Raw genomic sequence first — 21,356 nt, forward strand, 5'->3', positions numbered from 1 at the left:
CAAAGGACGAGGAGAGTCGCATGAGCCCCGCACCGTCGGCGCCCGACACCCGCTACAGCCGCTACCTCCGTCGCGAGGCCCGCGAGCGCGAAGGCCGCATCCGGCCCGCCGCACCCGCGCAGCCCTCGGCTCCCGCTCCGGTGCACCCCGCCCCGGAGGGATCGTTCTCGTCCCGCCGCGACCGCCGCGAAGCGGAGGGGCACCGGCTCCGCACCGCGCCCGCCCGCCGCGGGGCCTCCTTCTTCCGCCCGTCCCCGCGCACGCTGGCGCTCGCCGTCTCCGGCGGGCTCGTCGTCGTGGCCGTCGCGTCGAGCCTGAGCCTCACCGTCGGCACCGGCTCCTCGGCCGAGTCGGCCACCGCGACGCCCTCCGCTGCTCCGACCTCGACCAGCGTCGCCGTGCTCCCCGCGACCACCGCCTCCGCCCGGGTCGTCCTCAGCTCCGTCTCCACCACCTCCGGCACCGTCGCCGGCGGCACGAGCGTGACGCTCGAGGGATCGAACCTGGACTCGGTCGCCACCGTCCGCTTCGGCGAGGCCGAGGGCAGCGTCGCGGTCGACAACCCCGACCAGATCACGGTCACCGCCCCTCCGGCCGACGGAGAGGCAGCGGGCGAGGTCCCGGTCGCCTTCTTCGACGCCGACGGTCAGGCCATCACGTTCGACGCGGTCACCGACTCCGCCGCGGCGGTCACCGTCGACGGGACCCCGGCCGACGCGGTGCAGCCGGCCGTCGACACGTCGGGCGCCGCGGAGGGCACGACGGCCGAGGCCTCGACCGACCTCGCCGCCCCGACCGCGACCGCCACTCCCAGCCCCGCCGCGACCGGCGTGCTCGCCAGCACGAAGGTCGTCGCCTCGGCGATCACCTTCGCCTACACGCCCGACCCGGCGATCGAGGCCGCGAAGGCCCAGGCTGCGCTGGACGCGAGCCGCCTGGCCTCGCAGCTCGACTACCTCTCCACCTACTGGAACGACTACAACTCGGCCCAGTACGGCGTGATCTCGGGCAACGACTGCGTCAATTTCACCTCGCAGTCGCTGATCGCCCGCGGCTGGGAGATGGACGGCGAGTGGAGCTACTCCTCCTCCGGCGGCTACAGCTCCGCCTGGGCGTCGTCGACAGCGTTCAACGCCTACCTCGCCGCGCACCCCGAGCGCGCGACCGCCATCCCCGACTCCGAACGGAGCCGGGTGAAGCCGGGCGACATCGTCCAGTTCGACTGGGACGGCTCGGGCGACTGGGACCACACGGGCGTCGTGACCAGCGTCGACGGCGACAGGATCCTCTACTCCTCGCACACCGCCGACAACCACGACCAGAGCATCGACGCGGCCTCCGCCGGCCGGATCATGTTCTGGGGCGTCTGACGCTCGACGCACCCGCTCCACGCACGACGACGGGGCCGCCACCGCTGATGCGGTGACGGCCCCGTCGAGGTTCCGGTCAGATCACTTCTTGAAGACGTCCTTGACGTCCTCGCCGACCTTCTTGGTGTGGGCCTTGGTCTGGTCGGCGTGGCCATCGGCCTCGAGGCGCTCGTTGTCCGTCAGCTTGCCGACGGCCTCCTTGGCCTTGCCGACCAGGTTCTCGGCTGCGTTGCGGATCTTGTCGTCTGCACCCATGAGGGGCTCCTTCTGTTCGGTGTGACCATCCGCCGGCGGGTGCCGGGGAAGCTGCGGGACCGGGGTCAGGCGACCCGGTCCTCCTTGGAGAAGCCGGCCCGGGCGCTCGAGGCGACCTCGAGCAGGACCGGCAGGCGGGCGCCGAGCAGGGCGTCGAGCGCGTCGACCTCCTGGTGCACGGCGTCGACCACGGTGCGGGGCGAGACGCCGCCGCGGGGGAGGACGCGCACCTTCAGCGCCGTCTCGGAGCCGTGGCGGTAGGCCGCGACCGTGACGTCGAGGAGCTCCGTCCGGCCCGCGAGGGCCGTCTCGAGGACGTCCTCCGCGAAGCCGGTCGCGATCTCGATCCCTCCGGCGGGCGCGCCCTCGGCCTCGTCGCGGAGGACGGTGCCGGTGCGGCCGTGACCGTGGGCGAAGGCCATCACCAGCGCGAGGACGATGCCGAGGAGGCAGATCCCGACGACGGCGTAGAGCGGCCACAGGACGGCGGCATCGCTCCAGGCGGTGCCCTCCTCGGGGGAGAGGCGCGAGACCAGGGCCGCGCCCTCGCCGTCGGCGAAGGAGAGGACGGAGTCGCGGACCGGCTGCGAGACGGCGATCAGGACGGCTCCGGCGCTGACCAGCGCGAGCACGAGGCCCACGACGAGCAGGACGAGCCGGTTGACGAAGCGGTTGCTCGTGGTCATCAGATCCTCCCGGAGGTCGAGACGCGGACGGTGGAGCGCGGGGCGGGCTTCGCGCCGATGCGGGCGAGCTCCTCGTCGACGGCGCTCTGCACGGCGTCGCGGTCGACCGCGATGCCGGAGGCGGGGGTCACCTCGACCAGTGCGGTGCGCCGCCCGAGCGAGGCGCGGGTGTCCTCGCGGCGGGAGTGGGCGGCCGTGCGGGCTGCGCGGGCCAGGGAGGAGGCGATCACGCCGTCGTCCACGACCACGGCGAGGCGGTCGTCGTCCACGGTGTGGCGGGCCCGGGCCCCGGGCGCCAGTGCGAGCACCAGCAGGACCAGGGCGAGGACGCCCGCGCCGACGGCCACGCCGATGAGGGCGGGGTTCGCCAGCGACGCGACTCCGACGATCGCGCCCAGCAGGGCGGACGGTGCGGCGAGCAGGGGCGCGGCGCCGAGGATCGCGAGCACCGCCTCCGTGCCGACATAGGCCGCGACCAGGGAGATGAGCACCAGGACGACGATCTGCGCGGCGGAGCGGGACTTGTGGGTCTCGCGACGGAGGTAGCGGCTGTAGCGGGTGTCGGGCGCCGACGGTGCGGGGCTCATGCGACTCTCCTCGTGCTTCGGGTGCGGGTGCCCGTGACCCGGATGTCGATCCGGCTGACGGTGCGCCCGGTCAGCGCCTCCATGCGGGAGGCGATGCGGGTGCGATCGCCGTGCAGGCGCTCGAGCAGGGAGCCGCCGGCCGGGGCGGTGCCCGGCTCGACGACGACCGGCGCGGTCACCGCGAGGGCGAGGCCGCCCCGGTCATCGGAGAGGCGGACGCGGATCGCGGAGACCTCCACGCCCAGCTCCTCGTGGACGATCGCCACGGCGGCGCGCTCGATGGAGCGGACGGTGATGGTGACGGTGCCCGCCACCGGCGATGCGGGACGCGTGTCGAGAGCGGTCACGGTGGGCTCCTAGCGGGAGGTGGTGCGGCCGCGGAACACGTCCACGAGGCTGCGCACGTCGAGGGTGCCGTCGGCGATGCGGGCGATCACGACGCCGAGGGCCATGAAGAGGGCGGTGAGGACGAAGCCCCAGAATCCGAACATCAGGGCCGCGAAGGCGAGGATCGCGCCGACCACGACACCGAGGACGGTGCTGCGGCCGCCGGGGGCGGTGGGCGCGGGGCGCTGGAAGTCGCTCATCGGACGCGGCTCTCGGTGGCCTCGTCGTCCTTGTCGTCGCCGGGGATGTGCACGTCGACGACGGCGACGTTGATCTCGGAGACGGCCATGCCGACGAGCTCGGTGATGGCCTCGGAGACGGCGGCGCGGACGGAGTCGGCGACCTTCTGCATCGGCACGGGGTACTCGACGACGATGGTCACGTCGGCCGCGACCTGGGTCTCGCCGACCTCGACGCTCACGCCCTGGGCGTGGTCGGCGCCGCCGACGGCCTGGCGGATCGCGCCGAAGGCACGGGCGGCGTTGTTGCCGAGGGCGAAGACGCCGGGCACCTGGCGGGCCGCGATGCCGGCGACCTTTGCCACGACGCTGTCGTCGATGACCGTGGTGCCCTGGGCGGTGCCGGAGGTCCGCGAGCCGCCGAGGCTCGTGACCGTGTCGACGGAGGTCTTGTCGACGCGGGTGGTGGAGGGGGTGCGCGTGGTGTCGCTCATGAGGTCTCCTGGACGTCTCATCGGCTGCCGTTGCTGAGCAGACCGGGGTCGAAGGCCCGGCGGGAATCCGGTCGGGCTGTGCTTTCATGAGTGAGACGGAGCCCGGACGGCGTTCGTCACGGTGCTCGGCGGACTTTTTCCTGAGCGTCACCTGAGAGGCGGCCCGAGGCCGCGTGAGCGGAGAGGGAGGAGGCGCCGTGCCCGGACTGGAAGCGGCGAGCGACGCGCTGCTCGCCGAGCGCTCCGCCGAGGGCGACGTGCGCGCCTTCGAGGTGCTCGTCAAGCGGCACCAGTCGATCCTCCGCGCCTACGCCTGGCGCCTCACCGGCTCGCAGGCCGACGCCTCCGACGCCGTGCAGAACGCGCTGATCACGGTCTGGGCGCAGCTCCCGCAGCTCAAGGAGCCGGCGAGCGTGCGCAGCTGGATGATGCGGATCGTCAGCCGCTCCAGCGTCGACCTGCTGCGCCAGCGCCGCCCGACCGACGACGTCGACGCCGTGGAGCATCCCCCGGCCCGAGAGCCCGGCCCGTTCGAGGCCGCCGAGCAGAGCGACGCCATGCGGGCTCTCGCGCACGCCCTGTCCGAGCTGCCGGAGTCGCAGCGTCAGTGCTGGGTGCTGCGCGAGGTCGGCGGGGAGTCGTACAACGAGATCGCCGATCACCTCGGTCTCACGGTGACCGCCGTGCGGGGCAAGCTCGCCCGCGCGCGCGAGTCGCTGGTCGTGGCGATGGAGGACTGGCGATGAGGGAGCAGACGCGATGAACGCGGACCAGGGTCCCGGCGACGGGCCGGAGCGCGCGGGGGAGCACGACGTCGTGCTGCCGCCCGCGCTCGAGCAGGAGGCGGACGCGACGGAGCAGGAGGGCGACGGCATCGGCATCGACGAGCTGAGCGACTACCTCGACCGCGGGCGCACGCCGTACGACCCCGCCATCGAGGAGTCGCCGGAGCACCGGCGCACTCTGCGCGCCCTCGAGCGCGTGCGCGCCCTCTCCGGCGCGCTCATCGACGACGACGCCGCACGCCTGCCCGCGCCGGAGGAGAGCTGGTTCGGCTCGATCCTCACCCAGGTGCGCCGCGAGTCGCGGGCCGGACGCGACATCCCACTGGCGAGCGTCCAGCCCGACGTGGCGCTCACGATCACCGAGGGAGCGGTCCGCGGACTCGTGCGCGAGGCGGGCGACAGCGTCGCCGGCGTGCTGGTCGGCCGCTGCCGCCTGGTCGGCGACATCGCCGAGCCGGGCGCGGAGGTCGTGGTGGAGCTGACGATCTCGGTCTTCTGGGGGGTGCCGATCGCCGAGGCGGCCCAGCAGGTGCGCGAGCGCGTGCACTCGCGGCTGCTGACCCAGACCGAGCTGCGGGTGTCGAGGATCGACGTCCGCGTGGAGGACGTCTACGTCCCCGGGACGGAGGAGTCGTGAGCGGCCTCGAGGCGGCGGCCCCGGTCGATCCGGTGTCCGCGCTCGCTGCGGAGCTGCGCGCCCTGGACGGTGTCGCGACCCTGATGCCGGCCAGGCCCGAGGTGCGCGACGTGCTCGCGCATGCGGCGACGGCGCTGAGCGCGACCGGGATCGTGGTCGAGCCGCTGGGCACCGCGAGCGGCGGCACGTTCGCCGATCCGGTCCTGGTCCGCGTCGCGGGGGACGAGGTGTTCGTGGCCGTCGACCTCTGCGTGACCGCTGAGGCGTCCGCGCCGGACGTGGCGCGCGCGATCGGAGCCGCGGTGCGCGAGTGGTGCGTCCGGGTGCATCCGGAGTTGCGGCCGCGGGTGACCGTCCGGGTCGCCGCGATCGACTAGCCGGATCGGGGAGCGGGCGCGGCTGTCCGCAGGGCGGGACGCCTCGCCGTGAGGAGCGGAGCCGGGCCGGGCGGTCCCGTGCTTCTTCGGAGTGCACCGTGCCGACCGGAGCGACGGTGCTGCGGGCCGCCCGAGGTCGGTGTCCGCGCCGTCTCCCCCTGAGGAGCTTCCCGCTCAGGCGAGCCTCCCCGAAGAGCTTCCCGCTCAGGCGCGCTCGGCGAGGAACGCGTCCGTCTCGGCCGCCGTCGGCGCGGACACCGCCGCTCCGGCGCGTGTGACCGAGATCGCCGCGGCCGCGCTCGCCCAGCGGGTGAGGGCGACCAGCTGCTCCGGATCGTCGAGCCGTGCTCCCGTGGCGGCGAGCCGGGCCGAGAAGGCGCCGCAGAAGGTGTCGCCGGCGCCGGTGGTGTCCACGGCCTCCACCCGGAAGGCCGGGGTGCGCACCGGCTCGCGGTCGCGGACCGCCACGACGACGCCGTCGGAGCCGAGGGTGACCAGCACGAGCGGCACCAGCGCGGTGAGGGCAGCGGCGAGCGCGTCGTCGTCGGCGGCGGTGATGCCGCGATCGGCGGCGAGCTCGCGGGCCTCGTGCTCGTTGACGATCAGCACGTCGAGCACCGCGAGGAGCTCCTCCGGCAGCAGGCCGATCGGGGCGGCGTTCAGGATCGACACCGTGCCGCCGGCGCGCGCGGCGCGGGCCGCCTCCGTCACCGTCGCCGTCGGGATCTCGAGCTGGAGGAGCAGGGCGTCGGCCGCCGCCACCAGGGCCGACTCCTCGGCGGTCAACCCGACCAGGGCGGCGTTCGCCCCGGAGTCGACGACGATCGCGTTCTCCCCGCGCTCGTCCACGGTGATCTGCGCGGTGCCGGTGCGGACGTCGCCGCGGCGGGCGCGCAGCTCCAGCGGCTCCTCGCCGAGGACCGCGACGAGCCGGTCTCCCGCCGAGTCGCGTCCGAGGCTCGTGACGAAGACGGTGCCGGGCTCGGTCCGTGCGGCCGCGACGGCCTGGTTGAGGCCCTTGCCGCCCGGGAAGGTGCTCGCGTCGAGGGCGAGCACCGTCTCTCCGGGGGCGGGGATGCGGGCGACCCGGTGGACGTGGTCGAGGTTGGCGCTTCCGAGCACGAGGAGGGGCATGCCCTCGACGTTAGAGCACGCGCAAGGGGGTCCGCCGCGGGCTCGGCCGCACCTACGGTGGAGGCATGGAAACTCGAATCCTCGGACGCACCGGCGCCCCCGTCTCCGTCGTCGGCCTCGGAACCTGGCAGCTCGGTGCCGACTGGGGGGACGTCGCCGAGACCGACGCCCTCGCCGTGCTCGACGCCGCAGTGGAGTCGGGGGTGACCCTCTTCGACACCGCCGACGTCTACGGCGACGGCCGCAGCGAGCGGACGATCGGCGCCTACCGCGCGGCGCACCCCGACGCGCAGGTCTTCGTCGCCACCAAGATGGGCCGTCGCGCGGAGCAGATCCCCGCCAACTACGTGCTCGACAACTTCCGCGCCTGGACCGACCGCTCGCGCGCCAACCTCGGCGTCGACACTCTCGATCTGGTGCAGCTGCACTGCCCGCCCACCTCCGTCTACTCCGACGACGCCGTCTACGACGCCCTCGACACCCTCGTCGCCGAGGGCGCGATCGCCGCCTACGGCGTCTCGGTCGAGCGCACGGAGGAGGCGCTGACCGCGATCGCCCGCCCGAACGTCGCGAGCGTCCAGATCATCCTGAACGCGTTCCGCCTCAAGCCGCTCGACGAGGTGCTGCCCGCCGCCCGCGAGGCCGGCGTCGGCATCCTCGCGCGCGTCCCGCTCGCCTCGGGCCTGCTCAGCGGCCGCTACACGACCGAGACCGTGTTCGCGCCGGAGGACCACCGCAGCTACAACCGCGACGGCTCCGCCTTCGACGTCGGCGAGACCTTCTCGGGCGTCGACTTCGCGACCGGCGTGGAGGCCGCGCAGGAGTTCTCCCGCCTCGCCGACGACCACGGCCTCGCCCCCGCGGCGGCCGCGCTCGCCTGGATCATCCAGCAGGAGGGCGTCACCTCGGTGATCCCCGGCGCCCGCTCGCCCGAGCAGGCCCGCGCCAACGCGGCCGCCGCCTCCGCCGCGCCCCTCGGCCCCGCCTTCATGGAGGCCGTGAACGCCCTCTACGACACCCACTTCCGCCCCACCGTCCACCCGCGCTGGTAGCCGGCCCTTTCCTCACCGCCGCTGAGTCTCCCGAGAAGGCTCGTTCTCCTGGGCGGGAACGAGCCTTCTCGGGCGACTGAGCGCAGCGCCTAGGAGTTCAGCGCCGCGTCCACGATCGTGCGCGCCTCGGCCTGGACCTCGTGCAGGTGGTCGAGGCCGCGGAAGCTCTCGGCGTAGATCTTGTAGACGTCCTCGGTGCCGGAGGGGCGCGCGGCGAACCAGGCGTCCTCGGTGACGACCTTGACGCCTCCGACGGCCGCGCCGTTGCCGGGCGCCTTCGAGAGCTTCGCGGTGATCTCGGACCCGGCGAGGGTCGTCGCCGCGATCGCGTCGCCGTCCAGCTTGCCGAGGGCCGCCTTCTGCGCCTTCGTCGCCACCGCGTCCACGCGCTCGTAGACCGGGTCGCCGAAGCGCTCGGTCAGCTCGCGGTAGAGCGCCGACGGGCTCTTCCCGGTGACCGCCACAATCTCGGAGGCGAGCAGCGCGAGGAGGATGCCGTCCTTGTCGGTGGTCCAGACGGTGCCGTCGAAGCGGAGGAACGAGGCGCCCGCGGACTCCTCGCCGCCGAAGCCGACCGAGCCGTCGACCAGCCCGGGGACGAACCACTTGAAGCCCACCGGGACCTCCCAGAGGCGCCGGCCCAGCGACTCCGCGACCCGGTCGATGATCGAGGAGGAGACCAGCGTCTTGCCGATCGCCGCGTCCTCGCGCCAGCCGGTGCGGTGGCGGTAGAGGTAGTCGATCGCGACGGCCAGGTAGTGGTTGGGGTTCATCAGCCCGCCGTCGGGGGTGACGATGCCGTGCCGGTCCGCGTCGGCGTCGTTGCCGGTGAGGATGTCGAAGTCGCCGGCGCGCGCGACCACCGAGGCCATCGCGCTGGGGGAGGACGGGTCCATCCGGATCTTGCCGTCCCAGTCGAGGGTCATGAAGCCCCAGGCCGGGTCGACCTCCCCGTTCACCACGGTCAGGTCGAGGCCGTGCATCTCGGCGATCAGCTGCCAGTAGTGCACGGAGGCGCCGCCGAGGGGGTCGGCCCCGATCCGCACGCCGGCCTTCCGGATCGCGTCGAGGTCGATGATGTTCGCCAGGTCCGCGACGTAGTGCGTGCGGTAGTCGTAGGTCTCGACCGCGGAGGGCTCGGCCGAGGTCACGCCGCGGTTGCCGTCGGCGATGAGCTCGTTGGCCCGGTCGGCGATCCAGGTCGTCGCGTCGGAGTCGGCGGGGCCGCCGTGCGGCGGGTTGTACTTGAAGCCGCCGTCGCGGGGCGGGTTGTGCGAGGGGGTCACCACGATGCCGTCGGCCCGGTCGGTGTGCGCGGGGTCGTTGTTGTAGCGGAGGATCGCGTGGCTGAGCGCCGGGGTCGGCACGAAGTCGTCGAACTCGTCCACGAGCACGCGGACCTGGTTGCCCACCAGGACCTCGAGGGCGGTGGTGAGGGCCGGGCGGGAGAGCCCGTGCGTGTCGGCGCCGATGAACAGCGGGCCGGTGATGCCCTGCTCGGTCCGGTACTCGACGATCGCCTGGGTGACGGCGGCGATGTGGTCCTCGTTGAAGGCCGTGTCGAACGAGGATCCGCGGTGGCCCGAGGTGCCGAACACCACCTTCTGAGCCGGGTCGGAGACGTCCGGCTTCTTCTCGTAGTACGCCCTCACGAGGGCCTCGACGTCGATGAGATCGGAGGCCTGTGCCGGCTTCCCTGCGCGATCGGTCATGCGGTCCATAGTGGCAGTCCGGCCCCCTCCAGGGGTACCGCGGCTGGCTAGGCTTGCGCCATGCCCGACAGCGCCCCCGAGACCCGTGCCTACAGCTATCTCGGGCCCAGCGGCACGTTCACGGAGGCGGCCCTCGCGCAGGTCCCGGAGGCGCGCGGACAGCTGTGGCGCAGCGTCGCGAACGTGGGGGAGGCGCTGAGCGATCTGGTCACCGGACGCAGCGACGGCGCGGTGATCGCGATCGAGAACTCGGTCGAGGGCGGAGTGACGGCCGCGCAGGACGCGCTGGCGCGGATCCCGGGGCTGCGCATCGTCGGCGAGTACCTGGTGCCGGTGTCGTTCATCCTGGTCGGCCGCCCGGGGACGAGCCTCGAGGAGGTGCGCACCGTCGCCGCGCACCCCGTGGCCTACGGACAGTGCCGGGTGTGGCTCGACCGCGAGATCCCCAGCCACGAGCACCTGCCCGCCTCCAGCAACGTCCAGGCCACCGTCGACCTGCTGGGCGGATCGCCCGCGGACGCGGCCATCGCCCCTCCCGGGATCGTCGCCCACCACGACGTCGTGGTGCTGGCGGAGCGGATCGGCGACAACCCGAACGCCGTCACGCGCTTCGTGCACGTCTCGCGCTCGCACGCGCTGCCCGAGCCGACCGGCGCCGACAAAACCAGCGTGATCGCCGAGCTCCCGGCCGACCAGCCGGGCGCCCTGCTCGACATGCTCGAGCAGTTCGCGACCCGCGGGGTGAACCTGAGCATGATCCAGTCGCGGCCGATCGGCGATGCCCTCGGCCGGTACCGGTTCGTCATCGACCTCGACGGGCACGTCCAGGACGAGCGGGTCGCCGACGCGCTGATGGGGCTGCGGCGCTTCAGCCCGAAGGTGATCTTCCTCGGCTCGTATCCGCGCGCTGACCGCCGCCCGGTCACCTCCGTGCGACGCTACGACGACGAGGTGTTCCTCGAGGCCCGCGACTGGCTGCGCGGGATCCTCTCCCACGAGCCGGAGGTCGACGATGACCGGGGACGACGATGACGGGTCGCGACGATGACTGACGACGACGAACGGGTCGACCCGCGCTACGACCCGGCCTTCCAGCGCGGGTTCTCGGGACCGGTGGAGCGTCTGAGAGGCGACGAGCGGGCGTTCGCCAGGCCCGGCACGGGTGCCGCCCCCGGCGCTCCCGCCGCCACGTCCGGAGCCGCCGCTCGTCCCGCGCCCCCGGAGTCGCGCGTGGTCCGCCCCGGCTCCTCGTCCGCGCCGGGACCGCGCCGCATCATGGCACTGCCCGACATCGCCGGAGCCGCCGAGGGCCGGCGGTCGCACCGCCTCGGCGCCGAGACCGCGCCCGCACCCCTGCCGGAACCGGCCGCCGACCCCGCTCCCGCGGCTCCCGCCGAGCCCGTGCGCGAGGCGCCACTGCTGCGGAACCCGTGGCTCCTCGTGCTCCTGCTGGCAGGCCTCGCCGGGACCCTGATCGGCCTCGCGCTCCTCTACACCGGCTACTCCTCGCCGCCTCCGCCCTACTACGGCGACTCCGACGTGCCCTCGCCCGCGTGGATCCAGCGGCAGCTCCTCTACTACTCCTGCATCCCCCTGCTGGGCTGCCTGCCGGCGTCGCTGCTGCTGGCGGTCGGAGTGGCCGCGCTGCGGTGGCGCGGCGTCGTCGTGCGGCCCCGCGCCGAGGAGCCGCGCGAGTCCGCGCAGCTCCTCGAGGCCGAGGCTCAGACTCCGGACGCGCCGAAGAGCAGGCCGAGGAGGTAGGTCACCAGGGCCGCGCCGTAGCCGATCCCGAGCTGGCGCAGCGCCCGGGCCAGAGGCGGGGCGCCCGAGAGCAGCCCGACGACCGCGCCGGTGGCGAGCAGGGCGATGCCCACGAGCACGCAGGCGACGACCACCGCGGCGAGCCCCGTCAGGCCGAGCAGGTAGGGCAGCACTGGGATGATCGCGCCCGAGGCGAAGAAGCAGAAGCTCGACAGCGCCGCGCCCATGCCCGTGCCGATCGACTCGTGCTCGTCGACGTCGGGGTCTCCTGCGGGACCGCCCAGCGTGATGGGGGAGGTGACGGCGCCGCCGCGCAGGCCCGTGAAGACGGAGGCGGCACGCGCGTCGGCCTGCTCCTGGGTCATCCCGCGAGCGCGGTAGACCAGGGCGAGCTCGTTCGCGTCGACGTCCAGATCGGGGACGATGCGGTTCGCGTCGAGGTCCGGGCTGGAGGCCGAGAGCAGCTCGCGCTGCGAGCGCACCGAGACGAACTCGCCCGCGCCCATCGAGAGGGCGCCGGCGAGCAGGCCCGCGATGCCCGTGAACAGGACGACGCCCGTCCCGACTCCGCTCGCTCCCACTCCGAGCACGAGGGCGAGGTTCGAGACCAGGCCGTCGTTCGCTCCGAAGACCGCCGCGCGGAACGTCCCGGAGAGGCGGTTGCGACCGCGCTCGGCGAGCCCGCGGACGACCTCGCCGTGGATCCGCTCGTCGGCGGCCATCGCCTCGGTGGCGTCGTCGTCGTCGGCGTAGGGGGAGCGGGCCTCGGCGCGCTGGATCAGGGCGAGGACGAACACGGAGCCGAAACGGCGGGTGAGGAAGCCGAGGAAGCGCGTGCGGAGGTCCGGGCGGGGCGCGGGCTCCGCCGCGGAGCCGAGCAGCTCGCGCCAGTGCTCCTCGTGGCGTCCCTCGGCCACGGCGAGCGCGAGCAGGATCTCCCGCTCCTCGCCGGAGCGGCGGCCGGCGAGGTCGCGGTAAACGGAGGCCTCGGCGAGCTCGTCGGCGAGGTAGCGGCGCCAGCGGCGCACCTGTGCGGGACTGGGGGTGGGGGCGGTGGTCGCCATGCGATCTCCTGGCTCAGGTCCGCCGACCCGCGCGAGAGGACCGGTCAGGACTTGCTTCGACTGACCGAAGGTCTCGTTCGCCCCGGCCGGAGCCGGGGTGGAGCGCCGGGCCCGGATCGTCCCGGACCAGCATGTCGACGCGCCTCGTCGTCCGCTCGGCGGACGGTGGGAACTACTCCCCTTCGCGGGGACCACCGTAGCCGAGATCGGAGGAGAACGCCCGGCCGATCCGCGGGCCGTCGGGCGGACGTCCGCCCGGCCCGGAGCCGGAGCGTCGTCGAGGACGCTCGCGCCGGGTCAGAGCGAGGCGGTCGCCCGGGCGGCGCGGCGGGCCTGGCGCTCGTGCTCGGCGTCCAGGAGCGTGCGCGTGGCGGGGACCGCCAGGAACTCGACCAGGGTGTCCGTCTCCTCGACGATGCGCTCGGCGCGGTCGAGCGGGTCGGTGCGCAGGAGGCGGCGGGCGGCGGACGCGACGTGCGCCGGCTTCGCCGCCAGGGCGCGCAGGCGCTCGTCGACGCGGCCGGCGAGGTCGGCGCGCGGCACGACCTCGGTCACGAGCTGCCACTCCAGCGCCTCGGCCGCGCGGACCGGGCGGCCCGACAGCACGAAGTCCAGGGCGCGGCGGCGGCCGACGACGCGGGGGAGCGCGGCGGTGACTCCGACGTCCGGGACGAGCCCGACGTCGCCGTACGCGCTGAGGAAGAGGGCGGCGGGAGTCGCGATCACGATGTCGGCGGCCAGAGCGAAGGCGATGCCGGCGCCGGCGACCATGCCGTCGATCGCGCAGACGACGACGGCGCGGCTGTCCTCGAGCAGGCGGATCACCTGGGCGGTCGTGGTCGCGACGTCGCGCAGGTAGTGGTCCGGGTTCTCGGACCCCATGATCGCCGAGATGTCGCCGCCCGTGCAGAACGCGCGGCCGGCCGCGGCGATCACGATGACGGAGCAGCCGGCGTCGGCGTCGAGGTCGGCGACGGTGCTCAGCAGCAGTCGCGCGGTGCCGAGATCGATCGCGTTGAGGGCGTCGGGGCGGTTGAGGGTGATCCGGGCGACGGAGCCGTCGCGCTCGAGGACGACGCCGGGAGTCGCGTCGATGAGGGGGGTGGCGTGCATGGAAGAGCCTTCAGGGGAGCAGGGGTGTCGAACGCGGGGGGACGTTCTCGGGGGATGACTCAGATTCGCAGCCGTCCGCGCGATCGGATGCCTCCTCGCGGCCGATGCTCAGCCGGCCCCGGGGGTACGCGCGGGCGGCGGCCCGTCCCGGCCCTCCTCTACACTGCTGGGGTGATTGATCCCGTACTTCTGCGCGAGAACCCGGACGTCCTGAAGCGCTCGCAGGAGGCGCGCGGCGACTCCGTCGAGCTGGTCGACGAGGCGTTCGAGGCCGACCGCGTGCGCCGTGCGGCGATCACCGAGGCGGAGCGGCTCCGGGCCGAGCAGAACGCCTTCGGCAAGACCGTCGCCAAGGCTCCGAAGGACGAGAAGGCGGCCCTCGTCGCCGAGGCCCAGCGCCTCGCCGCCGCCGCCAAGCAGGCCCAGCAGGAGGCGTCCGAGGCCGACGACGCCTTCACCGTGCTGGTGAAGCGCATCGCCAACCCGATCATCGAGGGCGTCCCCGCGGGCGGCGAGGAGTCGTTCGAGCTCGTCAGGACGGTCGGCGAGCGCCCCGTCTTCGACTTCGCCCCGCGCGACCACCTCGAGCTCGGCGAGCTGCTGGACGGCATCGACATGCAGCGCGGCGCGAAGGTCAGCGGCGCGCGCTTCTACTTCCTCAAGGGCCTGGTCGCCCGCCTCGAGATCGCGCTGATGAACCTGGGCCTCGAGAAGGCGCTCGCCGCCGGCTTCACCCCGCTGATCACGCCGACCCTCGTGCGCCCCGAGATCATGGACGGCACCGGCTTCCTCGGCGAGCACGACGACGAGGTGTACCGCCTCCGCGACGACGACCTCTACCTCACCGGCACCAGCGAGGTCGCCCTCGCCGGCTACCACGCCGACGAGATCCTCGATCTCTCCGGCGGCGCGAAGCGCTACGCGGGCTGGAGCACCTGCTACCGCCGCGAGGCGGGCTCGGGCGGACGGGACACCCGCGGCATCATCCGCGTGCACCAGTTCAGCAAGCTCGAGATGTTCGTCTACACCCTCCCCGAGGACGCCGAGGCGGAGCACGCGCGCCTCCTCTCGTACCAGGAGGACGTCCTGCAGAGCCTCGGCCTGCACTACCGCGTCATCGACACGGCGGCCGGCGACCTCGGCCAGAGCGCGGCGCGCAAGTTCGACGTGGAGGCGTGGGTCCCCACGCAGGAGACCTACCGCGAGCTGACCTCGACCTCGAACTGCACCACGTTCCAGGCCCGCCGCCTCGACACCCGCTACCGCACCGAGTCGGGGAGGACGGCTCCGGTCGCCACCCTCAACGGCACGCTCGCGACCACCCGCTGGATCGTCGCCCTCCTCGAGACCCACCAGCGGGCGGACGGCTCGGTGCTCGTCCCCGAGGCGCTGCGGCCCCACCTCGGCGGCCTCGAGGTGCTCGAGCCCGTCGCATGAGTGCGGCCCGCGCCTCCGGCCGCCGCCTCGTCGCCCTCGACATCGACGGCACCGTCATGCACGAGGACGGCACCATCACCCGCGCAGTGACGGACGCGATCACCCGCGTGGCCGCCCAGGGCGACGAGGTGATGCTCGCCACCGGGCGCTCGCCCTCCTCCACCCTGCCGGTCGTCGAGCGCCTCGGGATCTCGCCCGAGTACGTGATCTGCTGCAACGGAGCGGTCACGCTCCGCCGGGACGAGTCCGGTGCCTACGTCCCCGAGACGGTCGAGACCTTCGACCCGACGGAGGTCCTGGAGACCATCCGCCGCTCCCTCCCCGACGCGCATTACGCCGTCGAGGACGCGGACGGCGCCTTCTTCTACACCGAGGCGTTCCCGGGTGGTGCCGTGATGGGTGCCGAGACGACCCACGTCCCCTTCGAGGAGCTGCTCGGTCGGCTGTGCACCCGCGTCGTCGTGATCTCGCCCGAGACCGGGATCGAGGAGTTCACTTCCCTGGTCGAGGAGATGGGCCTGCACCAGGTCAGCTACGCGATCGGCTGGACCGCCTGGCTCGACATCGCCCCGCACGGCGTCAACAAGTCCACCGCGCTCGAGGTCGTCCGCGAGGAGCTGGGCATCGAGCGGAGCGACGTGGTCGCGCTGGGCGACGGCCGCAACGACATCGAGATGCTCACCTGGGCCGCCGCCGAGGGCGCAGGGCTCGCGATGGGGCAGGCGCCCGACGAGGTGCGGGCCGTGGCCTCCGCCGTGATCCCCTCGGTCCACCAGGACGGCGTGGCGGTCGCGCTCTCGGCGCTGCGCTGATCACGGTCCCGCGCGCTCGGCGGTTACTATCGGGTGTCGCTCCTGCGGGAGCGGCCGGGAGGGCTGTCCGAGCGGCCGATGGAGCCAGTCTTGAAAACTGGTGGGCGGAAACGTCTCGTGGGTTCGAATCCCACGCCCTCCGCCACGCCGTCCGCCACGGAGTCCCGTTCTTCGCGTCGCTTCCCGCCGGCGCCGTCCGACGCCCGTCCTGGCGCGCGACGACGGAGGCCTGCCCGCTCTCCTTCGGAACGCGCCAGCCCTCTGTATAGGATTGCGCGACGCCGGGGATCGACGCCCGGCCCTCACCTCCGCACCACTGACGCCTCGACACCGGGAGACGGATGCGCCGCACGGGCCCTTCGACAGAGACTCGCGACACTCCGCGCACGCCGCGCCCCTTCGTGCGGCACGGCCGCCAGAAGCGGCACACCCTCGCGCGGACCCTGGTGAAGGGAGCCGCCCTCGTGGGCGGTGTCGGTGTGGTCGCCTCGGTGTCGGTGGTCGCGATCGCGGCGACGCTGATCGTCCAGTCCGTGCAGCCCTCGGTCGACCTGCACCCGGGCGCGGCCGGCTCCAGCGTCGAGGCCGGAGGCGCCCCGGAGATCGGCGCACTGGAGGGCGGCTTCAACGTCCTCGTCGTCGGCAGCGACTCGCGGAAGGGCCAGGGCGACGCCTACGGCGACCCCGATGAGGAGACGAGCGTCCTCAACGACGTCAACATGCTGATGCACGTCTCGGCCGACCACAGCAACGCGACGGTCGTGAGCTTCCCCCGCGACATGTACGTCGACATCCCGGAGTGCGTGAACGCCGCCACGGGCGAGACGATCCCCGCCCGGTACGACACCAAGATCAACGAGGCGATGGGCAGCGACGTCAGCCTCGGCTGCGTGGCGGGGGTCGTCGAGGACCTCATGGGCGTCCGGGTCGACTACGGCGCGGTCGTGCAGTTCAACGGCGTGATCGAGATGTCGAACGCGGTCGGCGGAGTCGACGTCTGCGTCGCGACCGAGATCGCGGACCCCTACACGAACACCTACCTCGAGCCGGGCGTGCACTCGCTCGAGGGCATGGCGGCGCTGCAGTTCCTCCGCAGCCGCCACGGCATCGGCGACGGCAGCGACCTGACCCGCATCAGCAACCAGCAGGTCTTCCTCTCGGCGCTCGTGCGCCGGATCAAGAGCGCGGACACCCTCCTCAACCCGGTCGCGCTCTACGGTCTCGCGAAGGCGGCGCTCGGCAACATGACGCTCTCGACCGGTCTCGACAACGTGAACACGATGGTCCAGATGGGACTCGCGCTGAAGGACGTCGACCTCGCGGACGTCGTCTTCGCGCAGTACCCGACCGGGGCGACTCCGAGCGGAGTGGAGCCGGACCGCGCCGCGGGCGACGTCCTGGCGAGCGCCCTGCAGACCGATCAGCCGATCGCCATCACCGGCGGCACGGGCGCCGGCGCGACCGTGGAGGGCGAGGCGGCGGCCCCGGCCGACACCGCCGCTCCGTCGGGCCCGGCGACCGCGGATCCGCTGGCGACGGCCGAGGCGGCACCCGGCACTCCTGCAGCGACTCCCGAGGACGGATCCAAGGTTGCCCTGCCAGAATCGGTCACCGGCCAGAGCGCCGACCAGCAGACCTGCTCGGTCGGCTTCTTCGGTTGAGCCGAGGGCGGGCGGCACCACGGGTGCTCTCCACCTCGCGCGCTGACTCCGGGACGACACGCGTCCCGCAGCCGAGAGAGAGTACGACCCGATGAGCGAACGCGCGTCCACCCGGACCACAGCAGCACGGCACGGCCGCCTGCGCCGCCCGAGCGGCATGCGCTTCGCCGCGCGGATCCTCGCGGCCTGCGTGGGTGTCGGCGTGCTCAGCGCGGTCTGCATCGTGGCGATCGCCGCCTCGCTGATCGCCGGGAGCGCGCGTCCCTCCGTCGACCTCGGGATCGATTCGGGCGGGGGCGACGTGCCCGAGATCGGGGCGATCGAGGGCGGCGTCAACATCCTGCTCGCCGGCAGCGACAGCGCCGACGGATCGGCCGCCGGGGCCTACGGCGAGCGTGCCGAGAACCTCAACGACGTCACGATGCTCATGCACATCTCGGCCGACCACTCGACCGTGGAGGTCGTCAGCTTCCCCCGCGACCTCTACGTCCCGATCCCCTCCTGCACCGACCCGGCCACCGGCGCCGTCTCGGACGCGGTGGACTCGGCGAAGATCAACACCTCGCTCGAGGCCGGCGGGCTGGCGTGCACCGTGCAGACGGTCGAGCAGCTGACCGGGCTCGAGATCCCCTACGCGGCGCTCATCCAGTTCGAGGGCGTCATCGAGATGTCGAACGCGGTCGGCGGAGTGGACGTCTGCGTCGCCACCCCGATCCAGGACGAGTACACGGGGTTGAACCTCGACGCGGGCACGCACACGCTCGTCGGCGCCGAGGCGCTGGCGTTCCTCCGCACCCGGCACGGCGTCGGCGACGGCAGCGACCTCACCCGCATCTCCAGCCAGCAGGTGTACCTCTCATCGCTGGTGCGCAAGGTGAAGAGCGCGTCGACGCTCTCGAACCCGGTGAACCTCTACGGCCTCGCGAAGGCGGCCGTCTCGAACATGCAGCTCTCCACCTCGCTCGAGAACGTGAACACCCTCGTGTCGATCGGCCTCGCGGTGAAGGACGTCGACCTCGCGAACGTGGTCTTCGTGCAGTACCCGACCTTCATCGACGGCAACGGCGTGTACCCGAGCGAGGACGCGGCGTCCGCGCTGAACGCGGCTCTCCTCGCCGACCAGCCGGTCGCGTTGAGCGGCACCACCGGCGGCGGCTCGCAGTCGACGGGGGAGGAGCCCGGGGCGACCGGCGCTCCGGCGGCCACGGAGTCGCCGGCCACCGACGCCCCCGCGACCGACGCCCCCGCGACGAGCGCACCCGACGGGCCGGTCACCCTTCCGAGCGACGTCTCCGGGCAGACCGCGCAGCAGGAGACCTGCACCATCGGCCGGCCCCTGTCGGACCAGTAGGCGGCTTCTCGCCCTCCCGCGGAGGGGCGGGCGCCCGTGTCGCGAGGCCCTCGCGCGTGCGGTTATGATGGTCGTCGTGCGTCCGCCAGCGGGCGCTCAGGAGTCGTCGCATAGTCCGGTCGAGTGCACCACCCTGCTAAGGTGGAGAACCCTTTATTGGGTTCCGTGGGTTCAAATCCCACCGACTCCGCATCGTCCGAAGGCCCCGCTCAGGCGGGGCCTTCGTCGTTCCCGGCGGTGACTGCGCCTGCCGCAGTACCGGCGTCTCCCTGCGGTGCCGGTGTCTCCGCAGTGCCGGGGTCTCGCGGTGCCGGAGCCTTCCGGCCGGCGCTCCGCCGCTCGCGCGCGGCGTCGGCGGCCGATGCGACCCGGCGCCTCAGCCGGCCGGGATCCGCCGCCGATCCGCCGGGCGGGTGCGCTCCCGGAGCGGCTACCCTGATCGGATGCCCAGCCCGATCCTCGACGCCCTGTCCGCCCCTCCCGCGCGGAGGGACGTCGCCTCGATCCGGAGTGCTCTCGCCGAGGTCGCGATCGGCGACTCGGTGCTCGTCCTCGTCCGCTCCCCGCGCTACGGCCTCTACGGGATCGAGGGGGTCGTCCGGCAGGCCGTCGGCGGCGAGCTCGTCGTCGCGGACGTCTTCCTCGGCACGGGGACCGAGATCCAGAGCATCGCCCTGGCTCCGGACGCCGACGAGGTCGGCGGGGAGCGCTCGGCAGAGGGACTCGAGCACGGGGATCCGGTGCGCGTGGCGTTCTCGACTCCGGCGCTCGGGTCGTTCACGATCACGGGCCCGCTGACGGCCGGCGGCCGCGACGGGTTCCTCCTCGTCGGCAGCTGGATCGTCGCGGACGGCGGCGAGCCCGGCCGCCACGTCGACCGCATCGAGCGCCTGACGGACGTCGGCGTGCACGAGAAGCACGTCCCCGGGCGCCGCTCCGCGGTCGAGGAGTAGCCCCTCAGCTCTGGCAGTGCGGGCACCAGTAGGTGACCCGCAGCTGCAGCTCGTCGTCGCCGAGCTCACCGCGCTCGATCGGAGTGCCGCAGCGCCGGCACGGCTTGCGGTCGCGGCCGTAGACCCAGAGCTGCTGGCCCGGGCGCAGGTTGCCGGTCGTCGTGCGCTCGATCCGCTCGCGGTTCACGGTGATGAGCCGCTTCGCGAGCGCGATGGTGCGCACGAGGTCGCCGCTCCCGCCGACCGGGCGCGTGGGCAGCACGCCGCGCAGGAAGCACAGCTCGGCGCGGTAGACGTTGCCGAGTCCGGCCATGATCCGCTGGTCGAGCAGCGCGAGCCCGATCGGCCGCTCCGGATCGGCGGACAGGCGTCGCAGCGCCTCGTCCGCGTCCCAGTCGGCGCCGAGCAGATCGGGGCCGAGATAGCCGACCACGTCCTCCTCGGCCGAGCGCGGGACGATCTCGAGGAGCCCGAGCTCGAAGCCGACCGCCTGCCAGTCCTCGGTCTCGAGGACGATCCGGGCCTGGAACGCCGGCCGGTGCCACTTCGGCCGCTCGCCCTCGCCGCGGGCGTAGAGGTGCCAGCTCCCCTCCATCTTGAGGTGGGAGTGGATCAGCGCATCGCCGACCCGCATCAGCAGGTGCTTGCCGCGGGGGACGACCTCGTCGATCGTCTCGCCGGTGAGGTCGACCGTCGCGTACTTCGGCACGCGGACGTCGCACCGGGTCAGGACCTCGCCGTCCAGCGCCTCGGCGAGGTTGTGGGCGGATCGGTAGACGGTGTCACCCTCGGGCACGCGGGCTCCCTCCGGCACTCACGAGCGCATCCTCAGGCCGCGCGGATTCGCGACGAAGCCGGCGGCGACGAGGGCGTCGCCGAAGGGCGTGCCGAGCGCGAAGACGCCGTCGATCTTCTCGACGGTCAGCTTCTCGACCCCGCGGGAGCGGACGAGCTGCGAGAGGGCGCCGGCCGCGTCGGCGAGGGCCGCCTCGTCGGCGGTGAAGGTGAGGGCGGTCTTGCCGCCGCGCTCGAGGTAGACCGCGAGCGCTCCGTCGACGACGGCGACCAGCGCGCCGGCCTTCCGACCGGGGCGGTGCCCCTCGCCCTGTGGCCACGGCAGAGCGGCGCCGAACGGATTGGCGGGGTCGGTCGCCGCCAGCGCGAGCACCGGTCGTGAGCGCTCCTGCGCCTCGTCCTGCGGGGCGAACGTGCGGAGCCGGTCGACGCTGCCGGCGGTGCCGAACTGCGCTGCTCCCAGCTTCTCGATGAAGTAGCCCCTCCGGGCGCGGCCCTGCTGCTCGAAGCCGCTCAGCACCTTGTAGGCGAGGGCGAAGCCGCCCAGGACGCCCTCGGCCTGCACGGAGCCGCGGGTGACGATCCCGTACCGCTCGAGCAGCGTCTCGCCGAGCGCGTGCCCGCGGATCGTCGCGTCCGACTCCGCGAGCGGCACGATCGACCAGCTGGCCGGCGCGCCCATCCCCGCGTCCGCCTGGGAGTCGCTGATCCTGCCCGCCCGGGTGCGCGACTACTCCCCCGCGATGCTCGACGA

Annotated in this window: 24 protein-coding genes and 2 tRNA genes; 14 read left to right on the forward strand and 12 right to left on the reverse strand. The window is 73.4% G+C overall.

The window, feature by feature from the left end:
* Positions 1-20: 20 nt before the first annotated feature.
* On the forward strand, positions 21-1,370 hold the full coding sequence (locus C5B98_RS15845) for an amidase domain-containing protein (protein ID WP_146076987.1): 1,350 nt from the start codon (positions 21-23) through the stop codon (positions 1,368-1,370).
* Between the two features lie 81 nt (positions 1,371-1,451).
* Here C5B98_RS15845 and C5B98_RS15850 read toward each other — a convergent pair whose 3' ends face one another.
* From C5B98_RS15850 to C5B98_RS15875, 6 genes are all read right to left on the reverse strand, one after another.
* Positions 1,452-1,625, reverse strand: coding sequence for a CsbD family protein (locus tag C5B98_RS15850; protein WP_104224950.1), 174 nt, complete (start codon positions 1,623-1,625; stop codon positions 1,452-1,454).
* Between the two features lie 65 nt (positions 1,626-1,690).
* Entirely contained in the window at positions 1,691-2,311 is a 621-nt protein-coding gene (locus tag C5B98_RS15855) for a hypothetical protein (protein ID WP_104224951.1), read from the reverse strand.
* The gene (locus tag C5B98_RS15860) at positions 2,311-2,898 is read right to left on the reverse strand and encodes a DUF6286 domain-containing protein (RefSeq protein WP_104224952.1); all 588 of its coding nucleotides are present in this window, start codon (positions 2,896-2,898) and stop codon (positions 2,311-2,313) included. Before C5B98_RS15860 ends, C5B98_RS15855 begins: the two co-directional genes overlap by 1 nt.
* A complete protein-coding gene (locus C5B98_RS15865; protein WP_104224953.1) occupies positions 2,895-3,245 on the reverse strand; it encodes a hypothetical protein in 351 nt (116 codons plus the stop codon). Before C5B98_RS15865 ends, C5B98_RS15860 begins: the two co-directional genes overlap by 4 nt.
* A gap of 9 nt (positions 3,246-3,254) precedes the next feature.
* Positions 3,255-3,485, reverse strand: a complete 231-nt coding sequence (locus C5B98_RS15870; protein WP_104224954.1) for a DUF2273 domain-containing protein — start codon at positions 3,483-3,485, stop codon at positions 3,255-3,257.
* Positions 3,482-3,958, reverse strand: a complete 477-nt coding sequence (locus tag C5B98_RS15875) for an Asp23/Gls24 family envelope stress response protein (protein ID WP_104226785.1) — start codon at positions 3,956-3,958, stop codon at positions 3,482-3,484. The genes C5B98_RS15870 and C5B98_RS15875 overlap by 4 nt, the downstream gene beginning before the upstream one ends.
* Positions 3,959-4,155: 197 nt before the next feature.
* Here C5B98_RS15875 and C5B98_RS15880 point away from each other — a divergent pair, with 197 nt between their 5' ends.
* From C5B98_RS15880 to C5B98_RS15890, 3 genes are read left to right on the forward strand one after another with little or no spacing between them, the layout of a single operon-like run.
* Positions 4,156-4,704 (forward strand): RNA polymerase sigma factor, encoded by a 549-nt coding sequence (locus C5B98_RS15880; protein WP_104224956.1) that lies wholly within the window; start codon positions 4,156-4,158, stop codon positions 4,702-4,704.
* Positions 4,705-4,717: 13 nt separating this feature from the next.
* On the forward strand, positions 4,718-5,380 hold the full coding sequence (locus C5B98_RS15885; RefSeq protein WP_104233947.1) for an Asp23/Gls24 family envelope stress response protein: 663 nt from the start codon (positions 4,718-4,720) through the stop codon (positions 5,378-5,380).
* Positions 5,377-5,757 (forward strand): hypothetical protein, encoded by a 381-nt coding sequence (locus C5B98_RS15890; protein WP_104328083.1) that lies wholly within the window; start codon positions 5,377-5,379, stop codon positions 5,755-5,757. The genes C5B98_RS15885 and C5B98_RS15890 overlap by 4 nt, the downstream gene beginning before the upstream one ends.
* A gap of 204 nt (positions 5,758-5,961) precedes the next feature.
* Here the strand turns inward: C5B98_RS15890 and C5B98_RS15895 are convergent, their stop codons facing one another.
* Positions 5,962-6,891: a ribokinase gene (locus tag C5B98_RS15895; RefSeq protein ID WP_104328084.1), complete on the reverse strand. Its 930-nt coding sequence runs from the start codon at positions 6,889-6,891 to the stop codon at positions 5,962-5,964.
* 65 nt (positions 6,892-6,956) lie between these two features.
* Between C5B98_RS15895 and C5B98_RS15900 the strand changes: the two genes are divergently transcribed.
* Entirely contained in the window at positions 6,957-7,943 is a 987-nt protein-coding gene (locus C5B98_RS15900) for an aldo/keto reductase (RefSeq protein WP_104226781.1), read from the forward strand.
* A gap of 89 nt (positions 7,944-8,032) precedes the next feature.
* Here C5B98_RS15900 and pgm read toward each other — a convergent pair whose 3' ends face one another.
* Positions 8,033-9,655 (reverse strand): phosphoglucomutase (alpha-D-glucose-1,6-bisphosphate-dependent), encoded by a 1,623-nt coding sequence (gene pgm / locus C5B98_RS15905; RefSeq protein WP_104226793.1) that lies wholly within the window; start codon positions 9,653-9,655, stop codon positions 8,033-8,035.
* A 60-nt stretch (positions 9,656-9,715) separates the two neighbouring features.
* Here pgm and pheA point away from each other — a divergent pair, with 60 nt between their 5' ends.
* Both pheA and C5B98_RS15915 read left to right on the forward strand, forming a co-directional pair.
* Entirely contained in the window at positions 9,716-10,687 is a 972-nt protein-coding gene (gene pheA / locus C5B98_RS15910) for a prephenate dehydratase (protein ID WP_104226780.1), read from the forward strand.
* A gap of 12 nt (positions 10,688-10,699) precedes the next feature.
* Positions 10,700-11,416: a hypothetical protein gene (locus tag C5B98_RS15915; RefSeq protein ID WP_104328085.1), complete on the forward strand. Its 717-nt coding sequence runs from the start codon at positions 10,700-10,702 to the stop codon at positions 11,414-11,416.
* On the opposite strand, the gene C5B98_RS15920 is transcribed toward C5B98_RS15915, so the two are convergent.
* Positions 11,377-12,480: a VIT1/CCC1 family protein gene (locus tag C5B98_RS15920; protein ID WP_104224963.1), complete on the reverse strand. Its 1,104-nt coding sequence runs from the start codon at positions 12,478-12,480 to the stop codon at positions 11,377-11,379. The genes C5B98_RS15915 and C5B98_RS15920 overlap by 40 nt on opposite strands.
* A gap of 297 nt (positions 12,481-12,777) precedes the next feature.
* Complete coding sequence (locus C5B98_RS15925) at positions 12,778-13,593, reverse strand: enoyl-CoA hydratase/isomerase family protein (protein ID WP_104328086.1); 816 nt, start codon at positions 13,591-13,593, stop codon at positions 12,778-12,780.
* 171 nt (positions 13,594-13,764) lie between these two features.
* On the opposite strand from C5B98_RS15925, the gene serS reads away from it, so the two are divergent.
* The 7 genes from serS (at position 13,765) to C5B98_RS15960 (ending at position 19,807) form a co-directional block, all read left to right on the forward strand.
* Positions 13,765-15,030: a serine--tRNA ligase gene (gene serS / locus C5B98_RS15930; RefSeq protein ID WP_104328087.1), complete on the forward strand. Its 1,266-nt coding sequence runs from the start codon at positions 13,765-13,767 to the stop codon at positions 15,028-15,030.
* The gene (locus C5B98_RS15935; protein WP_104226776.1) at positions 15,027-15,842 is read left to right on the forward strand and encodes an HAD family hydrolase; all 816 of its coding nucleotides are present in this window, start codon (positions 15,027-15,029) and stop codon (positions 15,840-15,842) included. The genes serS and C5B98_RS15935 overlap by 4 nt, the downstream gene beginning before the upstream one ends.
* Before the next feature lie 57 nt (positions 15,843-15,899).
* Positions 15,900-15,987, forward strand: a tRNA-Ser gene (locus C5B98_RS15940).
* Between the two features lie 256 nt (positions 15,988-16,243).
* Positions 16,244-17,503: an LCP family protein gene (locus tag C5B98_RS15945; RefSeq protein ID WP_258063535.1), complete on the forward strand. Its 1,260-nt coding sequence runs from the start codon at positions 16,244-16,246 to the stop codon at positions 17,501-17,503.
* 91 nt (positions 17,504-17,594) lie between these two features.
* Positions 17,595-18,854, forward strand: coding sequence for an LCP family protein (locus tag C5B98_RS15950; protein ID WP_104328089.1), 1,260 nt, complete (start codon positions 17,595-17,597; stop codon positions 18,852-18,854).
* Positions 18,855-18,953: 99 nt separating this feature from the next.
* Positions 18,954-19,044: transfer RNA gene (locus C5B98_RS15955), tRNA-Ser, on the forward strand.
* 253 nt (positions 19,045-19,297) lie between these two features.
* Positions 19,298-19,807, forward strand: coding sequence for a hypothetical protein (locus C5B98_RS15960; RefSeq protein ID WP_104328090.1), 510 nt, complete (start codon positions 19,298-19,300; stop codon positions 19,805-19,807).
* A gap of 4 nt (positions 19,808-19,811) precedes the next feature.
* On the opposite strand, the gene C5B98_RS15965 is transcribed toward C5B98_RS15960, so the two are convergent.
* Positions 19,812-20,603, reverse strand: a complete 792-nt coding sequence (locus C5B98_RS15965) for a DNA-formamidopyrimidine glycosylase family protein (RefSeq protein ID WP_104226773.1) — start codon at positions 20,601-20,603, stop codon at positions 19,812-19,814.
* Between the two features lie 18 nt (positions 20,604-20,621).
* Entirely contained in the window at positions 20,622-21,167 is a 546-nt protein-coding gene (locus C5B98_RS15970; RefSeq protein WP_219814451.1) for a hypothetical protein, read from the reverse strand.
* Between the last annotated feature and the right edge of the window lie 189 nt (positions 21,168-21,356).

Source organism: Rathayibacter sp. AY1A5 (genome assembly GCF_002930875.1).
Taxonomy (GTDB): Bacteria; Actinomycetota; Actinomycetes; order Actinomycetales; family Microbacteriaceae; genus Rathayibacter.

What these genes read in the sequence shown, in the direction of transcription:
- C5B98_RS15855 (WP_104224951.1), bottom strand. Translation starts at nt 2,311, where the DNA reads ATGACCACGAGCAACCGCTTCGTCAACCGGCTCGTCCTGCTCGTCGTG.
- C5B98_RS15895 (WP_104328084.1), bottom strand. Translation starts at nt 6,891, where the DNA reads ATGCCCCTCCTCGTGCTCGGAAGCGCCAACCTCGACCACGTCCACCGG.
- C5B98_RS15920 (WP_104224963.1), bottom strand. Translation starts at nt 12,480, where the DNA reads ATGGCGACCACCGCCCCCACCCCCAGTCCCGCACAGGTGCGCCGCTGG.
- C5B98_RS15845 (WP_146076987.1), top strand. Translation starts at nt 21, where the DNA reads ATGAGCCCCGCACCGTCGGCGCCCGACACCCGCTACAGCCGCTACCTC.
- C5B98_RS15885 (WP_104233947.1), top strand. Translation starts at nt 4,718, where the DNA reads ATGAACGCGGACCAGGGTCCCGGCGACGGGCCGGAGCGCGCGGGGGAG.
- C5B98_RS15875 (WP_104226785.1), bottom strand. Translation starts at nt 3,958, where the DNA reads ATGAGCGACACCACGCGCACCCCCTCCACCACCCGCGTCGACAAGACC.
- C5B98_RS15960 (WP_104328090.1), top strand. Translation starts at nt 19,298, where the DNA reads ATGCCCAGCCCGATCCTCGACGCCCTGTCCGCCCCTCCCGCGCGGAGG.
- pgm (WP_104226793.1), bottom strand. Translation starts at nt 9,655, where the DNA reads ATGACCGATCGCGCAGGGAAGCCGGCACAGGCCTCCGATCTCATCGAC.
- C5B98_RS15850 (WP_104224950.1), bottom strand. Translation starts at nt 1,625, where the DNA reads ATGGGTGCAGACGACAAGATCCGCAACGCAGCCGAGAACCTGGTCGGC.
- C5B98_RS15860 (WP_104224952.1), bottom strand. Translation starts at nt 2,898, where the DNA reads ATGAGCCCCGCACCGTCGGCGCCCGACACCCGCTACAGCCGCTACCTC.
- C5B98_RS15870 (WP_104224954.1), bottom strand. Translation starts at nt 3,485, where the DNA reads ATGAGCGACTTCCAGCGCCCCGCGCCCACCGCCCCCGGCGGCCGCAGC.
- C5B98_RS15900 (WP_104226781.1), top strand. Translation starts at nt 6,957, where the DNA reads ATGGAAACTCGAATCCTCGGACGCACCGGCGCCCCCGTCTCCGTCGTC.
- pheA (WP_104226780.1), top strand. Translation starts at nt 9,716, where the DNA reads ATGCCCGACAGCGCCCCCGAGACCCGTGCCTACAGCTATCTCGGGCCC.
- C5B98_RS15950 (WP_104328089.1), top strand. Translation starts at nt 17,595, where the DNA reads ATGAGCGAACGCGCGTCCACCCGGACCACAGCAGCACGGCACGGCCGC.
- C5B98_RS15925 (WP_104328086.1), bottom strand. Translation starts at nt 13,593, where the DNA reads ATGCACGCCACCCCCCTCATCGACGCGACTCCCGGCGTCGTCCTCGAG.
- C5B98_RS15935 (WP_104226776.1), top strand. Translation starts at nt 15,027, where the DNA reads ATGAGTGCGGCCCGCGCCTCCGGCCGCCGCCTCGTCGCCCTCGACATC.
- C5B98_RS15915 (WP_104328085.1), top strand. Translation starts at nt 10,700, where the DNA reads ATGACTGACGACGACGAACGGGTCGACCCGCGCTACGACCCGGCCTTC.